Annotated in this window: 15 protein-coding genes; 12 read left to right on the top strand and 3 right to left on the bottom strand. The window is 63.3% G+C overall.

Annotation, left to right across the window (positions count from 1 at the left end; genetic code table 11):
- The first annotated feature begins 203 nt into the window (after positions 1–203).
- The 11 genes from FKL89_RS09975 (at position 204) to FKL89_RS09925 (ending at position 14,589) form a co-directional block, all read left to right on the top strand.
- Positions 204–2,933, top strand: coding sequence for a sensor domain-containing protein (locus FKL89_RS09975; RefSeq protein ID WP_162527480.1), 2,730 nt, complete (start codon positions 204–206; stop codon positions 2,931–2,933).
- A 179-nt stretch (positions 2,934–3,112) separates the two neighbouring features.
- Positions 3,113–7,087, top strand: coding sequence for a beta strand repeat-containing protein (locus tag FKL89_RS09970; protein ID WP_156862611.1), 3,975 nt, complete (start codon positions 3,113–3,115; stop codon positions 7,085–7,087).
- A 36-nt stretch (positions 7,088–7,123) separates the two neighbouring features.
- Entirely contained in the window at positions 7,124–7,549 is a 426-nt protein-coding gene (locus FKL89_RS09965) for a nuclear transport factor 2 family protein (RefSeq protein ID WP_156862610.1), read from the top strand.
- Between the two features lie 90 nt (positions 7,550–7,639).
- Positions 7,640–8,425 (top strand): 2-(1,2-epoxy-1,2-dihydrophenyl)acetyl-CoA isomerase PaaG, encoded by a 786-nt coding sequence (gene paaG / locus FKL89_RS09960; protein ID WP_156862609.1) that lies wholly within the window; start codon positions 7,640–7,642, stop codon positions 8,423–8,425.
- Positions 8,426–8,691: 266 nt separating this feature from the next.
- Entirely contained in the window at positions 8,692–10,212 is a 1,521-nt protein-coding gene (locus tag FKL89_RS09955) for a 3-hydroxyacyl-CoA dehydrogenase (RefSeq protein ID WP_156862608.1), read from the top strand.
- Entirely contained in the window at positions 10,196–10,654 is a 459-nt protein-coding gene (paaI, locus tag FKL89_RS09950) for a hydroxyphenylacetyl-CoA thioesterase PaaI (protein WP_156862607.1), read from the top strand. Before FKL89_RS09955 ends, paaI begins: the two co-directional genes overlap by 17 nt.
- 175 nt (positions 10,655–10,829) lie before the next feature.
- Positions 10,830–12,140, top strand: a complete 1,311-nt coding sequence (gene paaK, locus FKL89_RS09945; RefSeq protein WP_156862606.1) for a phenylacetate--CoA ligase PaaK — start codon at positions 10,830–10,832, stop codon at positions 12,138–12,140.
- Between the two features lie 171 nt (positions 12,141–12,311).
- Positions 12,312–12,653: a DUF2185 domain-containing protein gene (locus FKL89_RS09940; RefSeq protein WP_156862605.1), complete on the top strand. Its 342-nt coding sequence runs from the start codon at positions 12,312–12,314 to the stop codon at positions 12,651–12,653.
- Between the two features lie 91 nt (positions 12,654–12,744).
- On the top strand, positions 12,745–13,077 hold the full coding sequence (locus FKL89_RS09935) for a hypothetical protein (protein ID WP_156862604.1): 333 nt from the start codon (positions 12,745–12,747) through the stop codon (positions 13,075–13,077).
- Positions 13,078–13,259: 182 nt separating this feature from the next.
- Positions 13,260–13,871, top strand: coding sequence for a pyridoxamine 5'-phosphate oxidase family protein (locus FKL89_RS09930; RefSeq protein WP_156864648.1), 612 nt, complete (start codon positions 13,260–13,262; stop codon positions 13,869–13,871).
- Positions 13,872–13,977: 106 nt separating this feature from the next.
- On the top strand, positions 13,978–14,589 hold the full coding sequence (locus FKL89_RS09925) for a DUF2306 domain-containing protein (protein WP_170293817.1): 612 nt from the start codon (positions 13,978–13,980) through the stop codon (positions 14,587–14,589).
- A 48-nt stretch (positions 14,590–14,637) separates the two neighbouring features.
- Here the strand turns inward: FKL89_RS09925 and FKL89_RS09920 are convergent, their stop codons facing one another.
- Positions 14,638–15,051: a hypothetical protein gene (locus FKL89_RS09920; RefSeq protein WP_156862603.1), complete on the bottom strand. Its 414-nt coding sequence runs from the start codon at positions 15,049–15,051 to the stop codon at positions 14,638–14,640.
- Between the two features lie 74 nt (positions 15,052–15,125).
- Between FKL89_RS09920 and FKL89_RS09915 the strand changes: the two genes are divergently transcribed.
- Entirely contained in the window at positions 15,126–15,818 is a 693-nt protein-coding gene (locus FKL89_RS09915) for a phytanoyl-CoA dioxygenase family protein (RefSeq protein ID WP_156862602.1), read from the top strand.
- Positions 15,819–15,843: 25 nt separating this feature from the next.
- On the opposite strand, the gene FKL89_RS09910 is transcribed toward FKL89_RS09915, so the two are convergent.
- Positions 15,844–16,869 (bottom strand): 2Fe-2S iron-sulfur cluster-binding protein, encoded by a 1,026-nt coding sequence (locus tag FKL89_RS09910; protein WP_156862601.1) that lies wholly within the window; start codon positions 16,867–16,869, stop codon positions 15,844–15,846.
- Between the two features lie 17 nt (positions 16,870–16,886).
- Positions 16,887–17,909, bottom strand: a complete 1,023-nt coding sequence (locus FKL89_RS09905) for a hypothetical protein (protein WP_156862600.1) — start codon at positions 17,907–17,909, stop codon at positions 16,887–16,889.
- Positions 17,910–18,098 lie beyond the last annotated feature (189 nt).

Genomic DNA, 18,098 nt, shown 5'->3' with positions numbered 1-18,098 from the left:
TGCCTGAACGCTGTTCAGGCACGCGCAATCCCGATAGCATTGCCCGATTGATCGGGGGGCATGTGTTGAGTTTGTGGAGCGCATCGAACGCGACGGCGTCAGCCTTTATATCGCCTATGGCGCTTGCTGGTGCCAACGGATGATCGCCAACAGCACACACTGCATGCCGTATGCATGCGGCGAAGGGCCGCAAGGTTGCTGACATGGCGCAACCCCGCATCGCCCAGTTAACCAAGATTCCGTTCGGCAGCAACGAACCCCTGCTGCATCGGGCGCTGGAAGCCGGCGGCGTCGGGCTGTGGGATTACACGCCGTCCAACGGCATGATCGATCTCTACCACAACGTTTTCTCGTTCGAATCGTTGCGTCCGGGCCGTTACTACGGGCCGCTCAGCGAGTTCACCAGCTATGTCGCGGCAGAGGACTTGCCTGCCGTTGAACGCCTGCTGCGTCAGTGCGAGGCTGGCGAGCCGGAGGTCTACGTCGAATTCCGCGTTCGTCGCAGCAACGGCGACGGCGACGGCGTGGTCTGGCTCGCCTGCAAGGGCCGCAACGCCCCGCAGGCAAATGGCAAGTCGCGCTACGTTGGCGCCATTACCGACATCACCGAAGCGTCCGAGCGCGAGCTGAAGCTGCTGGCGTATCACGAGTCCCTCTTTTCGCTGGCGCGCAATCCGCTGGTGGTTGATCGTGGTGACTTTGCCCGCTCGTCAACCCAGATCATGCGCCAGTGCGCAGCCGCGCTGAACGTCGCTCGCGCCGGGCTGTGGCGCTTCAGCGAAAGCGGCCGGCAACTGGTGTGCCTGCATCAGCATGACGCCCGCGTCGTGAACGGCGAGGCCAGGGCGGGTCAGGTACTTGACGCCGCTGACTTCCCCACCTATTTCGCCGCCATCGCACAGCGGCGCGCCCTCGCCGTTGGCGACGCGGTCGCAGACCCGGTGCTGGAGGAGTTCCGCGTCACCTATCTGCCGCAAACAGGCGTCAGAGCCCTGCTTGATGTACCGGTTTTTCACCATGGCCATCTCTGGGGCGTCGTCTGTTTTGAAGATTGCGAGCAGACGCGTGTGTGGGACGGTGACTCGCAGGCCTATGCCAGCTCGGCGGTGGACCTGTTGTCGCTCGCGCATGAGGTGTCGGAGCGGATCAAGTCTGAAACTGAATTGCATGCCACCCGTGAGCGCCATCGTGCCTTCATCCAGGCGAGCCTTGACTCCATCTGGGCGGTCGACGTCGAGCCCGCCATCCCGACCAGTCTGCCGCCGCAGGAGCAGATTGCCCTGCTGCGCGAGCGGGGGCTGATCAGCGACGTCAATGCAGCGTTTGCCCGCGACTATCACCGCGAAGAGACCGACGTCATTGGCCGCCGCCTGTCGGAATTCATGCCCGAGCTGTTCAAGGGCACCTCGCTGCGCGACTGGATCGACCGTGGCTATCGTCTGAACGAGCGCGAGCTGCGCCTGAAGGTGCGTGGTGAAGATCTGCACTGGTTGACGCTGACGCTGCTCGGCGTCGTCGAAGACGGCAAACTTGTCCGCCTGTGGGGCGCGCGCCGCAATGTGACCGACCGCAAGCGCTATCAGTCGCTGCTGGAACATCTCGCCTTCCGCGACCCCCTCACGGGCCTGCTCAACCGCCAGCGGCTGGTAGCCGAGATCAACGAAAACATTGAGCAATCCGGTCATCGCGGCGACGATCCGTCCGCCGCATTGCTGCTGCTTGATCTCAACCAGTTCAAGGACATCAACGACACCCTTGGCCACAGCGCCGGCGACGAAGTGCTGCGCCAGATGAAGGACCGCTTCGACGAAGCGCTGACCAATGAAGACGCGATTGCTGCGCGGCTGGGCGGCGACGAATTCGGCGTCTTCGTCCGCGGTGTCGGCACCGCCGAGGGCGCCATGCGGGTCGCTGAGGCAATCACCAACGCGCTGGCGCAGCCCTTCGTGATCGGTGGTGGCAAATTCCATGTCTCGGCCAGCATCGGGGCGGCGATTTATCCGACGCATGGCCGCACGTTCTCCGACCTGTCCCGCGCTGCCGACGAGGCGATGTATCACGCCAAGCAGACCGGCGGTGGCGTGCGCCTGTTCAGCCGCAGCACGGTGGTATTCGAGAAACGCAAACTGCTGCTGCTCGCTGGTTTGCCCGAGGCGATCGACCGCGGCGAACTGGTGCTGGAATTCCAGCCCATCATCAATTGCCTCACCCGCAAGCCAGTGCGCCTGGAAGCGCTGGTGCGCTGGAATCACCCGGAATATGGCCGCCTGACCGCGCGCGACTTCGTGCACCGCGCCGAGATGTCGGACTCGATCCGGGTGCTGACGCGCTGGGTGATCGACAACGCGCTCGCCGCCGCACGCGACTGGCAGGTACCAGCGCCGGGTGTCGGTGTCGCCATCAACATCTCGCCGCGACTGCTGGGCGACTCCATCATCGTTGCCCATCTGCAGAAAAGCATCCGCAAATACGGCCTGCCGGCACGGCTGGTCGATCTTGAGATCACCGAGACCTCACTGATCCACAACTCCGACCGGGCCGCGCAGATCCTCGCCGACTGTCGGGCGCAGGGTTTCTCGATCATCATTGACGACTACGGCGTCGGCTTCTGCTCGCTGGCCTACCTGCGCCGGCTGCCGCTGAAGGGCTTGAAGATGGACAACTCGTTCGTCTCCCGCGTGATGCAGAGCGCGGAAGACGCGATCATCGTGCAGTCCACCATCGCGCTGGCCCACAACCTGGGGCTCACCGTCGTTGCCGAAGGCGTGGAAGACGCCGCCACGCTGCAATTTCTCGAGCTGCACGGCTGCGACTTTGCCCAGGGCTACGGCATTGCCCATCCGCTGCCACTGGCCGATACCATCGCGTGGCTGCGCTCAGCCACGCCACCGCCACCGCCGCCAACAGCGTCTACGTTGTGGGCGGTAGGATAAGCACAGTCATTGCAACCACCCATGCCCAAGTCAATTTCAGGTACGCACCAGCTTGGGCCGTCCACCATGCCGCCCGTGGCCTTCTAACTGCGCGATCCACTGCCACCGGAAACGACAACGACGCGGCAGCGGATCGCCGATATGCCGGCAACCTGGCAACCCGGTAAAGGAGAGTCCCGGTGCAACTTTACAGCCGAATCAGTGCAGCTGCGTCGACAATGCTGATACTGATTTCGTCAGCCCTTTACGGCAACGACGCACGTGCGACTACCCTCACAATACAAAAGGTATCCGCTGGCGGTGTAGGCCTGTTCACTTTCACGGGAACCAACGGCTGGACGTCGCAAAGCATCATCACAACGACCGTCGGCGTAGCGGTGCCGGGGGCACCGCAAACCCTCGCCATAGAGGGTACGGCGACCACCATCACCGAAAGCAGCCCGCCCGGTTACCTGCTCACTGGCGTCAGCTGCACCGGGATGGGCAGTGGCGGGATCGCCTCGTTGAACGGCAATTCGCTTACTCTGAGCGCAGCAGCCACTGCGGCTGGTGCAAACATCGTCTGCACGTTCACCAATACCAGGCTGCCGACGCTTACCTTGACGAAGGTATCCAACGGCGGCGTAGGCGCCTTCACCTTCAGCGGTACCAACGGCTGGTCGACCCAGACGATCACCACCACCACACCCGGCACGGGCGTGTCCGGCGCGACGCAGACGCTCACGTCACCGGCGACCGCGACCACTATCACGGAGATCACCCCGCCAGGCTACCTGCTCACCGGCGTCAGCTGCACCGGGATGGGCAGTGGCGGGATCGCATCGTTGAATGGCAATTCGCTCACACTGAGCGCAGCAGCTACCGCACCCGGCGCAAATATCGTCTGCACATTCAACAATGCCAGGCTGCCGACGCTTACCGTAACGAAGGTATCCAACGGCGGCGTAGGCGCCTTCAACTTTAGCGGTACCAACGGCTGGTCGTCGCAGACGATCACCACCACCACACCCGGTATTGGAGCGTCCGGCACGACGCAAACGCTTGCGTCACCGTCAATCGCAACCACCATCACGGAGTTCGTTCCGCCGGGCTACCTGCTCACCGGCGCCAGCTGTAGCGGAATGGGCAGCGGCGGCACCGCGACGTTGAACGGCAAATCGCTCACCTTGAGCGCAGCAGCTACCGCACCCGGCGCAAACATCGCCTGCACGTTCACCAATGCCAGACTGCCGACGCTCACCTTGACGAAAGTATCCAACGGCGGCGTGGGCGCATTCACCTTCAGCGGTACCAACGGCTGGTCGAGCCAGACGATCACCACCGCCACACCGGGCATTGGCGTTTCTGGAGCAACGCAGTCGCTGGCCGTGGCAGGCGCCGCAGCCACAATCACCGATAGCGGCCCGGCGGGCTACGTGCTCGCGTCCGCCAACTGCGCTGGCGTGGGGCCAGGCGGCACCGCGACTATCACTGGTAACACCGTGACGCTGGACGCCGCAGCAACTGCGGCCGGGTCCAATATCACATGCACGCTCGTCAACTCGCTGTTGCCCACGTTGACCAAGGCGTTCAGTCCCACCGCCCTCCCCGATAGCGGCACCACAACGCTGACCTTCACGCTCGCCAATCCGCCAGGCGCAGCCGCGACGACGGCCAGCTTCATTGACACCCTGCCAGGCGGTTTGCAGATTGTCGGCGGCACCAGCCCGGCCATTGGCGGCAGTTGCAGCAACATCGCCAGTGCCGGGGTGGTGACCACGACCACGGGCAGCGGTGGCGCAATCACCGTAAACGGCCTGGCGGTGCCCGCAGGCGGTGCCTGTACGGTCAGCGTTGCCGTTACCAATGCCACCGGCCAGACCAACGCCACTTGCCCCAATGCTGCCTTCACCAACGGCGCCGGCAACATCAGTGGCGCCGCCAGCGTTAGCAATGGCGTCACCGATCAATGCGTTCGGGTAGTGAGCCCGTCTTTGAGTGTGGTCAAGCGGTCCAGTCTGGCCGCGTACAACACCGTCGCCGCGAACACCGTTGTTTACAGTGTGATCGTCAGCAATACCGGAGCCGGCACCGCGCAGAGCGTTGACGTAAGCGATCTTCCGCCGACGCAGATCGGCAACTGGGCGTCTGTCACCTGCAGCGCCGGGGCGGGCAGCAACTGCGGTACGGCCAGCACCAGCGGCAGCATCGGAGCCAGCATCGCGGCAGGCAGTTCGCTCACCTTTACCTACACCGGCACCATCCCTGCGGGTACCACCAGCACGATTGTCAATACTGCCACGGTCACCGGCTCTGGCTGCGCTGCCGGCTGTACCGCAACGCACGTCCTCGCGCCCGCAAATCCCGCGACGGCCGGCACTCTCACGATCAGCAAACGCGCATCACTGGCCACTTACCCGCCGACCGGCGGAGCACTCAGCTACGACATCGTGATCAACAACGCGACCAACACCGCAGTCGTTGGCGCAACAGTCACTGACACGGTGCCGGCGGTGCTGGGTGTCCCCACAGCGTCTTGCCCTTCGGGCTGCACTTCGGTGCCAACCGTTTCGGGACAAATCGTCGCTGCAACGGTTACGGTCCCTGCCTTCGGCAGCGTGGTGGTACGTATCAACGGTGCAATTCCGTCGAATACCACCGGTGTCATCACCAACGTGGCGACGCTAGTGCCGCCAGCGGGCAGCTTCTGCGTACCAATGCTGGGCAATGCGTGCTCGGCATCGGTGGATATTGCTCCCACATCCATCGCCTCCGCGCCAGCCAGCGTCATCCTCAGCAAGTACGCAGCACAAGGTTCCTACGTTCAGGGCGGACCGATTAGCTACAGCATTCAGGTCAGCAACGTCGGCGGCAGCGTAGCGAACAACGTTTCGCTGGGCGACGTGGTGCCTGCGGCCATCACGCTCAGCAGCGTGACCTGCGCCCACGCCGCTTGCACGGTGAGCAGCGGCCTGTCCAGCAATGTCGTCGCTACCGTCGCGACGCTGGCGCCTGGCGCAAGCGCCACCCTGACTGTCAGCGGCACGGTGGCCATCAGCGCCGCCGGCGTAATCAGCAACACCGCCAGCACCAGCGGCAACTGCTCACCGGTGACGAACCTGCCCAATGCAGGCGACTGCAGCTCGACTGCGCTGGTCGCACCCGCACCGCGGGTCATCATCGCCAAATCGCTTGCTTCCGGCAGCCCGGTGACGCCCGGCGTGCCACTTGACTATGCACTGACGCTCACCAACACTGCGCCCGGCACCACTCAGGCTGCGGGCTACCGGCTCCTTGAAGTCGTACCGGCCAACACTGTGTTTGCGTCGGTTTCGGGCAATGCGACCACGGACTGCATCGCCAACACCTCGGTCGCAGGTACGCTATGCACCGTTACCGTCAACGCGCCCATTTCAGGCGGCGCCCCGGTCGTCGTGCACTTTGTCGTCATGCCGGCAACGCCCTTCCCGACCACCTCAACAACAGTTGTCAACCAGTTCTACTACGCCACGGCACCCGCTGCCTGCACCGGCGAGGCATGCGCTGCGCCGCGCGGCTGTGGACTGGCGGGCAGCGCCACCGTTTGCACACCCCCGATCGCCTGCACCGCAAACGACAGTAGCTGCGTCAGCACTGCGGCCGCGACGGCCGCATCACCGTCCATCACCAAACGTGGCCGGATGCTGGACGATGGCGTCACCGTCGAGTGGACCATCACGGTCATCAACAACAGCACCAGCAATTCCCAACTGACGCCGGTCGGCTTCAGCGTCACCGACGTGTTACCCGCCAGCATGATCGGTAGTTCAGTCACGTGCGTAGCCACTGGTAACACGGGGACCACGATCACCAGCTGCGCGCTCACCGCCGGCGGTACTACGCTGGACGTGACCGGCACCCTTGCTTACACCGCTGACGCGGCAGCAACCACCGCCAGCCAACGGGTTGACGTGGTCGTCCGCGGCACGCTCGCCCCGGGTCTGACCACCGCCAACACGGCCTGCGTGAACGTAACGGCACAACCAGCACAAAACTGCAGCACAGCGCAGGTCGGCAACCCGGCCCGCCCGGTGCCAGCCGACGCCTGGTGGACACTGCTGCTGCTGGCCGCCGCGCTGGCTGGCATCAGTGCTCGAGCCAAAGCGGCGCGGCGGCGTAGTCGAGCTGCGCGGTGATTGTTAGTGGGGAAAGGCTGTAGCCAGGGACGTGCAATGTTGAGCAGTAACGAAACCAGCAACGAGGTCGAAATCCTCAATCAATTCTTCGCGGCGATCAACCGCAACGACCTCGCCACGGCGATCGCGTCTTTCGCGCCAGACATCGTGCGCAGGGAGCCGGAAGGATTCCCGACCTCAGGCACCTATCACGGTGCCGCCGCCGTGGCGGCCAATCTCACCAACGGTCGCGGCACTTGGGTCGAAGGCAGCTGCGATCCCGAGGGCTTCTTTCAGAACGGCGACAAAGTCGTCGTCTACCTGCACGCGCACGTCCGCCTGCATGGCGCCACCGAATGGGTCGGCGGACGCTTCGCCGACGGTTTCGTGGTGCGACATGGAAAACTGGTCGAGTACCACTCGTTTGCCGAACGCGAGCAGGCGATGGCGTGGGCGGGGATTACGGACGGCGGCACGTCATAAGCGGCCTGGGCAAGCGCCGTCGTAACACGCCTTGCCGACGTCACTCCGCTACCTCGCTAACATCCTCCGCTAGCCCAAGCGGAGGACCCCATGACCTACGAAACCATCCTGTACGCCACCACTGACGGTGTGGCGCGCATCACCTTGAACCGCCCCGAACGGATGAACTCGTTCACCCAGAAGATGCACGAGGAGCTGCGCGATGCGCTGGCGCGGCTGGCGGCGGATGGTGCGCGGGTGCTGGTGATCACCGGTGCCGGGCGCGGCTTTTGTGCCGGGCAGGATTTGAACGATCGGGCGGTGGCGCCGGGCCAGGCGGTCGATCTCGGTGAATCAGTGGAGAAGAACTACGCACCGCTTGTGAAGGCGATCCGTGCGCTGCCGATCCCGGTGATTGCGGCGGTGAATGGGGTGGCAGCGGGCGCCGGCTGCAACTTCGCGCTGGCTTGCGATCTGGTGATCGCCAGCGAGAGCGCGAACCTCCTGCAGCCGTTCTGCAAGCTAGGGCTGATCCCGGACACCGGCGGCTCGTACTTCTTGCCGCGTCTCGTCGGCACGCAGCGCGCGATGGGCCTCGCCCTGCTTGGCGACAAGATTCCGGCGCGGCGGGCGGCGGAGCTGGGGCTGATCTGGGAGTGCGTGGCGGACGACGCCTTCGCGGCGCACATTGATGCTCTAGCCATGCAGTTGGCCGCCGGGCCGACGCTTGGCTACGCCCGCACCAAGCAGGCGATTTACGCGAGCCCGAACAACAGCTTGGACGCCCAGCTCGCACTGGAGGGCGCGTACATGCGCGAATGCGGCTTTTCCGAGGACTACCGCGAAGGCGTCGCCGCGTTCAAGGAAAAGCGGGCACCGAAGTTTCAGGGGCGGTGATCAACTTTCGGTCGAAAGCCTTATTCAATGGGGGCCCCGTACCCAATTCAGCCTGATGTTGACTTCATGGCTTTCGTGCCGCTACGCCCAGCGAAATGGGCGTTTCATCAAAAAGCTGATCACGAAAACGAAAAACTGACCGGTTGGTCGGTTTTGTTGTGCAATTGCGTTAGCATCGCCGCGCCGCTGCCCTGCAGTGGCGCACAATCCTGCGATCAGCCGCGCCCGCGTGGTGCGGTGGTTGCAGCCCACGTCAGGAACCAAGCATGTCACTCACTTTCAACACCGTCGGCGTCATTGGCGCGGGCACCATGGGGGCCGGTATCGCCCAAGTCGCGGCGCAGGCTGGTTGCCGCGTCAAACTGTTCGACGCCCGCGAGGGCGCGGCGGCGGCGGCCAACGCCAAAACCGCTGACACGCTGAATGCGCTGGCCGCCAAAGGCAAGATCACCGCCGAAGCCGCCGCCGCAACCATCTCGCGGCTCTCGGCCGCCCCCGATCTGGCGGACTTTCACGACTGCGACCTGGTCGTTGAAGCGATTGTCGAGAACCTCGACGCCAAACGCACGCTGTTCAAATCGCTGGAGGGCATTTGCGCGCCGACGACCGTGCTGGCCACCAACACCTCGTCGATCTCGATCACCGCCATCGCGGCGGGCCTGGCGAGACCGGAAAACGTGGTAGGCATGCACTTCTTCAACCCGGCGCCGCTGATGGCGCTGGTGGAGGTGGTGATGGGGCAGCAGACCGCGCCTGCCGTCGCCGAACGCGCCGAAGCGGCCTGCGCGGAGTGGAAGAAGACGGCCGTGCGCTGCAAGAGCACCCCCGGCTTCATCGTCAATCGCGTGGCGCGGCCCTACTACGGCGAGGCGTTCCGTGTGCTCGAAGCGGGCGGCGCCGATGTGCCGACCATTGATCTGGTGCTGCGCGACGTGGGGGCCTTCAAGCTCGGCACCTTCGAACTGCTTGACCTGATCGGCCTCGACGTCAACCTGATGGTGACCAAGAGCGTGTGGAACGCCTACTACCAGGACAGCCGCTTTCGCCCAAGCCTCACGCAAGAGGAGATGGTCGCGGGTGGCCTGCTGGGCCGCAAGAGTGGCCGCGGTTTCTACACCTACCCGGTCGAGCCCGCTACGCCCGCCCCCTCGCCCGCGGCCGGCACCGCGCCGACGATGGTGCAATACCTCACCGAATCCGACGCCCTGGACCCGCTAATCGAGCGCATCAAGGCGGCAGGCATCAAGGTGCAGTCCCGCAAGGAAGACGACCCCTATGGCGCGGGCATGCTGCGCACGGGCAACGCGACGATCTGCCTGACCGATGGCCGCACCGCCACCCAGATCGCATTCGAGGAAGACCTGACCAACGTGCTCACGCTCGACCTGGCGCGCGACTTCGCGACGACCAAGCGTGTCGCGCTCGCCAAAGGCGAAGACACCACGACCAGCGCTGTGGCTGATGCCGTCGCGCTGTTCAAGGCGCTCGGCGTCGAGGTGACGATGGTGGGCGATGTACCCGGCATGATCGTCGCGCGAACCGTCGCCATGCTCGCCAATGAGGCTGCCGATGCCGTGCTGCAAGGCGTTGCCGATGCCGCAGGTGTGGATACCGCGATGAAACTCGGCGTCAGCTACCCCGAAGGCCCACTCGCCGCAGCGGATCGATATGGCCTGACCCTGATGAACGCCGTTCTCGTCAACATGCAGGCACACACCGGCGACGACCGCTATCGCCAGAGCCTGCTGCTACAGCGAAAGATGTGGAGCGATGGCAGCTTTACCTGATCCGGTAGCCGCCGGCCCGACACCGCGCCAAGTGGCTGACGCGATGTTTTCGCGCGACCACGCGGCGCAGGCCGCAGGCATGGTCGTCGAGCAAGTTGCGCTCGGCTCCGCCACAGTCACCATGACCGTGCGCAAGGACATGGTCAATGGCCACGACATCTGCCACGGCGGCTACATGGCGCTGCTCTGCGACACCGCGTTCGCCTACGCCTGCAACGCCTGCAACCAGAACACCGTGGCGAGCGGCTTCAGCATCGAGATCCTCGCGCCTGCGCGCCTGGGCGACACGCTGGTCGCCGTTGGTGTGGAGCAGGCGCAGCGCGGCCGCTCGGGTGTGTACGACATCAAACTCACCAACCAGCACGGCGACATCATCGCCCTCTTCCGCGGCAAAAGCGCGCGGATCGCGGGGGAAGTGCTGCCGGGCACCAGCCACGCATGACGCGCCAAAACTCTAAGCCCCTCTCCCTCGAGGGGAGAGGGGTTGGGGAGAGGGTGACGGCAATTCGCAGAGCGACGAGCGCTCCCTCGGCAACCTGCCCCCTCTCCCCTGCCCCTCCCCCACGGTGGGGGGAGGGAAGTCGCCGCACGACAGAACGTGTAACGAGGTAACCCGTATGCCCACCAAAACCCCCACCCCACTGCACCCCATCGAGTCCGCCTCTCGCGATGAAATCGCCGCGCTTCAGTTGCAACGGCTGAAGTGGAGCCTGCGCCACGCCTACGACAACGTGCCGCACTACAAGCGCAAGTTCGACGCCAAAGGTGTGCATCCCGATGACCTGAAAACGCTGGCCGATCTGGCCAAATTCCCGTTCACCAGCAAGAGCGATCTGCGTGACAACTACCCGTTCGGTCTGTTCGCCGTGCCGCGCTCGCAGGTGGCTCGCGTGCATGCGTCCAGCGGCACCACCGGCAAGCCAACCGTGGTGGGCTACACCAAGAACGACATCGACGTCTGGGCCGATTGCGTCGCCCGTAGCATCCGCGCCAGCGGCGGCTGCCCCGGCGACATGGTGCACGTGGCCTACGGCTACGGCCTGTTCACCGGCGGCCTCGGCGCGCATTACGGCGCCGAGCGGCTGGGCTGCACCGTCATCCCGATGAGCGGCGGCCAGAGCGAAAAGCAGGTGCAACTGATCACCGATTTCAAGCCCGACATCATCATGGTCACGCCCAGCTACTGCCTGGCGCTGGCCGAGGAATTCGAGAAACAGGGGCTCGACCCCGCCCAATCGTCACTCGCCATCGGCATCTTCGGCGCTGAGCCGTGGACCAACGCCATGCGGCAGGACATCGAAAAGCGCATGGGCATCGATGCAATGGACATCTACGGCCTCTCGGAAGTGATGGGCCCTGGTGTCGCCAATGAATGCGTGGAGTCGAAAGACGGCCCGGTGATCTGGGAAGACCACTTCTACCCCGAGATCATCGACCCGAAAACCGGTGAAGTGCTGCCCGACGGCAGCGAAGGCGAACTGGTCTTCACCAGCCTCAGCAAAGAGGCGATGCCGGTGATCCGTTACCGCACACGCGACCTCACCAAGCTGCTGCCGCCCACCTCACGCAGCATGCGCCGCATGGCCAAGATCACCGGCCGCAGCGACGACATGATGATCATCCGCGGCGTCAACGTCTTCCCGTCGCAGATCGAAGAGCTGATCCTGCGCCAGCCGGATCTCGCACCGCATTACCAGTGCGTCATCACCCGCCCCGGTCACCTCGACGAACTCACGGTGCGTGTGGAAACCACGCTGCGCTTCGTTCATGCAGGCATCGACTCACGGCAGCAAGTGATCCGCAACCTCACCGAAAACATCAAGAACCTGATCGGCGTCAGCGCACGCGTCGAACTGAACGATCCGGGCGCGATTGAACGCAGCCTTGGTAAGGCCAAGCGGGTGGTGGATAAACGGGCGATCGGCTAGCGCGACTAGGTGGCTCGTTGATCGCACTTGTTGGAGTGCGTGTTAATTTGTATCCTCGTACATGTCAACACTAAAGTACTGGGCGAATCAGTTGGCTGCGTCGATATCCAGCGAGCGTTGGGTCTTTGGCGCTAACTGTTAACACTACAGGTATGTCCGACAACACACGTTATGCCTCAAAAATCATTTCGTCTTTCGGCTGCTCAAATCAAGCCCGTTGCGATCGGTTTCGGCAGCTGCTTTGCAACGGATCGGATCACAGTTGATGGAGCGCAAGTTGGCTACTGCTACCGCGAAGATCCGAGTACAGCCGCGGATAGCGGTTGGCGCTTCTTCGCAGGCGACGAATCGGACGAGTACGCGAACAACCCTGCCAACTTGGCAATATACGACGTCAATACTGTCGCAAATTACGACCCGACTATTGCCTCCGTCCTTGAGGCACCTTGCGGGTCCGCGTTCGAGCGCAACAGCTCTGGTCTGTTGGTTCCGGCCGCGGCAAGCGCGACATAACTATGCGCTCAAGCGGCGCGTGCGGGAGGAAGTTTCCAGTGCAATCATGGGTTGCGGCCCGCACGGCCATCTAGCGTAGGAGTTAGACAGTGTGAACGCCCGTTCCTTGCATCAGCTGTACCGCCGCGGATGGATGGAATACTCACAGACGCAATGCGAATGGGAGAATCTGCTCGAGGAGCCTGTGCCGGAACCGAATCGCATCGAGGCATTTCTTCGGCGCCACATTCCTGAATCGACGGTGCTAGTGCACGTGTCTCGGGCCATCGGTGGCGAGTTCGAGATCGGAGAGGCAGCGCGCTTTGTTTGTCCGTACATCGGGCAGTATGAGATTCGAATTGCCTCGCGAGATTTTTCCTCACTTGCTGTCATCGCCACGCCCGGGGTCGGCGCCGGTGTCAAAGCCCTCCCGCGGGCAGCGTAGTAGCGTAGCCCGGAGAAGCGAAGCGCGTCCGGGTTTCGTGTCGCTCCACCGCAGGCGCAATGTCAGGCGGGTTCGCTAAACAAATGCCTTGACGCGATTCGCTTCTCAAGGCTACGGTTCAACGATTCGCCGCGCACCTTGCGACGCCCTTCTAAGCTCGAACGTTGAGTCAGCTCAAGCACATGGAATACATCACCACACTGTCACACCTCGAATCGCTTTTCGATACCGCTGGTGACGCGTCAATCCGAAAGGAGTCGCCAACCCTTCACCCGGCCTATCAAGCGTGGATCGAAAAGTCCCCCTTCGCGGTGTTGGCGACCAGCGGCCCTGGTGGCCTGGACACTTCGCCGCGTGGCGACCCGGCACCGCTAGTGCGTATTCGCAGTGAGCGCACCATCCTGTTGCCGGAGCGGCGGGGCAATAATCGGATCGACAGTCTCAGGAACATCCTTGCCGACCCGCGCGTTTCACTGATCTTTTTCATCCCCGGCGTGCGCGAGACGGTGCGCGTGAACGGCACCGCAAAAATCTGTATTGAGCCAGGCCTGCTACAGAGTTTCGCCATGAACGGCCAGCGACCGAAGTGCGTGCTGGAGATCGCCGTCGAGACAGTCTTCTTCCAGTGCGCGCGTGCGCTGCTGCGTTCGTCGCTCTGGTCGAATGATCAGTTGGCGGCAAGAGCCGACGTACCGACCGCCGGGCAACTGCTCTCTGCGCTGACCGATAAAGCCATCGACGGCGCCGCCTACGACGCGGAGCTCCCCGCGCGGCAGGCAAAGACGTTGTACTGACCCGGCTGGCCGTCACGCCTCAATTAGGGCGAAGATGGCCATGCGTATCATGGCACCCGTCCCGGCTCGCACCACCCATCCAACGTGAAGACCATCAGGATGCCAAATGCGCTGGTTTAGCAACTTTCTGCTGTACTTTCTGGCGCTCGGTGTGGCGGGTTATACGGTGGTGGCCTATGGCTTGCTGCCCTTGGGGTCACTCGTGCATCCGGACATGCGGGTGAACTTCCTGACGCACTCGCTGGGCATTTACACCCACGCCTTTGCATCGACGGTTGCGATGGCGCTGGGCCCGTTTCAGTTCTCCACGAAGCTCCGGCAGCGCAACCCCAAGCTGCACCGCTGGCTGGGCCGGGTCTATCTGGCGGTGGGCGTGCTTATTGGCGGCTTGTCCGGCCTTTACATGGCGCAGTTTGCTTATGGCGGCTTGGCCGCCAAGGTGGGATTTGCCACCCTCGCCGTGCTCTGGCTGTATACCGGCCTGCGTGCCTACGTGGCCATTCGCAGCGGTGATGTCACCGGCCACAGAAAGTGGGTGTTGCGGAATTTTGCATTGACGTTCGCCGCCGTCATGCTGTGCGTGTACCTGCCATTGTCGATGGCTGCCCGGTTGGACTTTGCCACGTCGTACGCCGCAATTGCCTGGCTATGCTGGGTGCCAAACCTTCTGTTCGCCGAGTGGTGGCAGCGTAGGCGCGAGCTTGCTCGCGCCAAATAGCGACGGCACATCGCATGCGCGAGCAAGCTCGCGCCTACATGACGAACGCTACGCCGCTTCCATCTCCCGCTGGTGGGCAATCCAGTCCGGCCCGCATCGCAGCTTCCTGGCCAGATCAGATTTGGGATCGACAGCGCGCCAGAATGGAGTGATGTTGGCGAGCGCGGCGCCGGCCTCCATTTCGTCCCACGCGGCCTCGGCGGCAATGCGGAGAAAGATGCTGGCGGTCAACGGGCAGGTGGCTTCGGCACCGCGATCCTTCGCCAGCGCGAGGCGTAGCGCAGGCACCGCAATCGTCTGCCCGTAGGCGACGTGCTTGCGCAGCCATGCTGCCACTTCGTGCGGGGACGAGATGAGCATGCGCGTGCCCGGCGGAATGCCCGCGAACGCCTTGTCCGTGAGCTCGATCTGCGGGTCCGGTGCGTTCATCCTTTCCGCCCAGGTCTTTGTCTTGCGCGCCATCAGCGATCTCCTTTGGTGTGCCCACATCGCGACGTCGCCAGCATTATCGGCCCTGTTCTAGCATTGCAGAGATCATGCAAAACAACACGACCGAAATCAAGCAAACAACGGTTGATCGCGTGGCGCTTGCCCGCGATGGTTACGTCCTGCTGCGCGGCGCCATTCCTCCGGAGTGGCTTGACTCGCTGCGCGCCGCGTTTGACGACAACATTCGCCCATCCGAGCAATGGCCGGTGCCACGTGGCTTTGGCTGGCAGCACTCGTTGCTGGACCTTGACGCAGCGGTGCAGGCGGTTTGCCGCCTGCCAGCGGTACTGAATGCCGTCGGCGCCATGATCGGGGAGCGCTATTTTCTGGCGCAAGTGGAGGGCCGCGAGCCGCTCGTGGGTCAGGGCCATCAAGGGCTGCACCGCGACCTCTCGGCGCATCGACCGGGTGATACCGTTCAAGCGTTGGCGTACTTCGACGATTTCGGCCCGCATAACGGGGCGACCCGATTGGTACCCGGAACGCACAGACCTGCCGATACGTCAGACCCAATACCTCCCGAGGCGGAAGCTCACGCGCAGCAGATCACCGGCAATGCCGGCGACATTCTCGTTTTCGACGCCGATCTGCTGCACGCGGCGACGGTAAACCCATCCGGCGCTCGTCGGCGCACGATCCTGATTTCCTACCGTGCCGAATCAGCACATGAGTCGCACATGGCCACTGCCGAGCTGCGCAACGTGCGCATGGACACCAGCGAACGGTTTAACCCGCCGTGAACAGGCAGCAACCGCCGCGCCTGTGTTAGCCCGCCTGGGTAAAGAAGCCTTCTGTGTGAATAAGCGTCGGCTTCGCCCCGAGCGCCTGAGCAGCGGCGACGCAATCGTCGACAAAGCCGGTCGTTCCCGCGATGAACACGCTGTGCCCACCCAGATCAGGGAAATGAGACGGCAGCAGCACAGGGATGCGTCCGTGCGCGATGCGAGGAGCGCTTTCTCGCGTCGTCGTCGGCAGATAGCGAAAGTTGGGAAAGCGCGTTTCCCAGTAGCGCATCAGGCCACGGTCGTACAGCTCATCAGCCGATCTCGCGGAGAACATCAGCGTCACTGGCTGCTTATACCCGCGACGCAACGCGGCTTCGGTCAGGGACAGGATCGGTGCCAGGCCAGAGCCAGCGGCCAGGCAGAGCACCGGCGTGTCAACCGACGGATCGCCAATGAAGGTGCCGAACGGGCCGGAAAAGCGAATCGTATCGCCGGGCTGTATCTCGTCGTGCAACCAGCGGCTGGTGCGGCCGCCTTCGCGGCTCTCAACACGGGTGACCTGTAGCCGGATCTCGCCATCGGGGCGCGGCGCGTTGGCAATGGAGTAGGCGCGGACCGGCACACCCAGGCTGGCGTCACCTATCTGCACATACTGCCCCGGCCAGAAGCGCATCGTTTCGCCGAGCGGTCTCAGTACGAACTCGGTGATGCGTGGCGTGCGGGGGATGCGATCCACCAGCACGGCGTACTGCGATTCGCGCGGCGGGAACAGTTTGGGCTTGGCATCCTCCGTTCCCCACTCAATCTCCAGCTCCTCGGAGAGCGGTTTGGCCATGCACATGAGGCCATAGCCCTGATGGCGCTCCTCCGCCGAGAGCGCCATGTCGAGCACGAAGCCCTGATCAAACTGTCCGGACCGCACCTTGACCTTGCATTCGCCGCAGGCGCCTGCGCGGCAATTGTTTGGCAGGGCGTAGCCGGCACGTTCCAGGGCGACGAGAACGGTGTCACCATCCTCGCACGCAACTGAGCGCCCCGAGGGATAGAGCTTGATGTGTTGCGACATTAGTGGCCGACCCCGCGCTAGAACACCGGAATGATGTCTTCCATCTCGACGTCGGTAATCTCCTGCCCGGTGATGCCCACCTCGGGAATGGCGGGGAACGGGATGCCATATTTGTCGAGCACGCCCTTCAGATTGAGAATCGCAGCTCGCCAGTTGTTCAGCTTGGCTTCGTAGCCGGGGATGGCAAAACCTGCCTTGCGGGCAACGTCCTCGCCCTCGCGCTGGTTGGCGATAAAGTCTGCCGGCAGATCCCAGAAGTCCATCGGTGGCTCGAACAGCACGGCGGACAGGAACAGATAGCCAGCGCGAATCTGCTTGGTAATCATGCTGCGGTCTTCAACCGCGAGCTTGGGGTAGTCGCGCTCCATCAACGACATGCAGATGCCCATGTGGCGACCTTCGTCCTTGCCGATGTTGCGGAAGCCTTCCTTGAACACTGGCTCTGTGCAGGCTGCCGCCATCTGGTGGAAGATGGTTGCCGCAGCAATTTCTCCCATCAGGAACGAACTGAACAGCACTGCGAGGCTGTACTTCGGAACTGCAGCCTTGTAGCCCGTCCAGTAGCGTCCGCCATTGAAGTAGAGCCACTTCGCGTTCTTCTGCAAACGTTTGCCGAGATCAGTCTTGGGCTCGTAAGTAATCGGGTCCGGGTGCTCGAGAAACTTGGTGATCGCGAGACCGCACATCTGTTCGTGGTTCTGTTCATCGCGGGTGACGCTGAAGAAGCAGCGGCGCACGGCGTCCTCCTCGTGCGCTTCGTAGGTCTTGATGAAAGCGGAAGCGAATACGGGTGGCGCCGAGGCATCGAACACCGACAGCAGCGTCCACCAATAGGCAATGGCCTCGCGCTGTTCCCATGTGTATTTGCTGGCGTTGAAGGTGTCCCATGGCAGCTTCTTCGGGTCCCATACATCTCGCTGCGATGCGTCCCAGATTTCTTCCAGCTTTTTGGTGTGGGCATGCCACGACAGCGGGTAGACGTTGGGTTGATCAATTGCAGGCGGGAACTCCATCTGCTGGGCAAATTTTTCCTTGTTCATGGCGCGCATGTCCTCCTTCGGTGTTGGAAAACATTCCCGACCGACCGGTCAGTCTGGAACTGGGCGCAATGAAATCAGGGATTTGCCAGCGGGATGTTGCGCTGGATCAAGTTCACGGCAGCGCTGCGCTTGCGGAACTGCAAGGAGCTCTTGCGGTCGGTGCAATCCGCCACCACTCTGACCAAGCGG

It is taken from the genome of Casimicrobium huifangae (genome assembly GCF_009746125.1).
Taxonomy (GTDB): Bacteria; Pseudomonadota; Gammaproteobacteria; order Burkholderiales; family Casimicrobiaceae; genus Casimicrobium; species Casimicrobium huifangae.
Note: the sequence above shows the minus strand (reverse complement) of the source record. Positions and strands in the feature narration are given on the sequence as shown.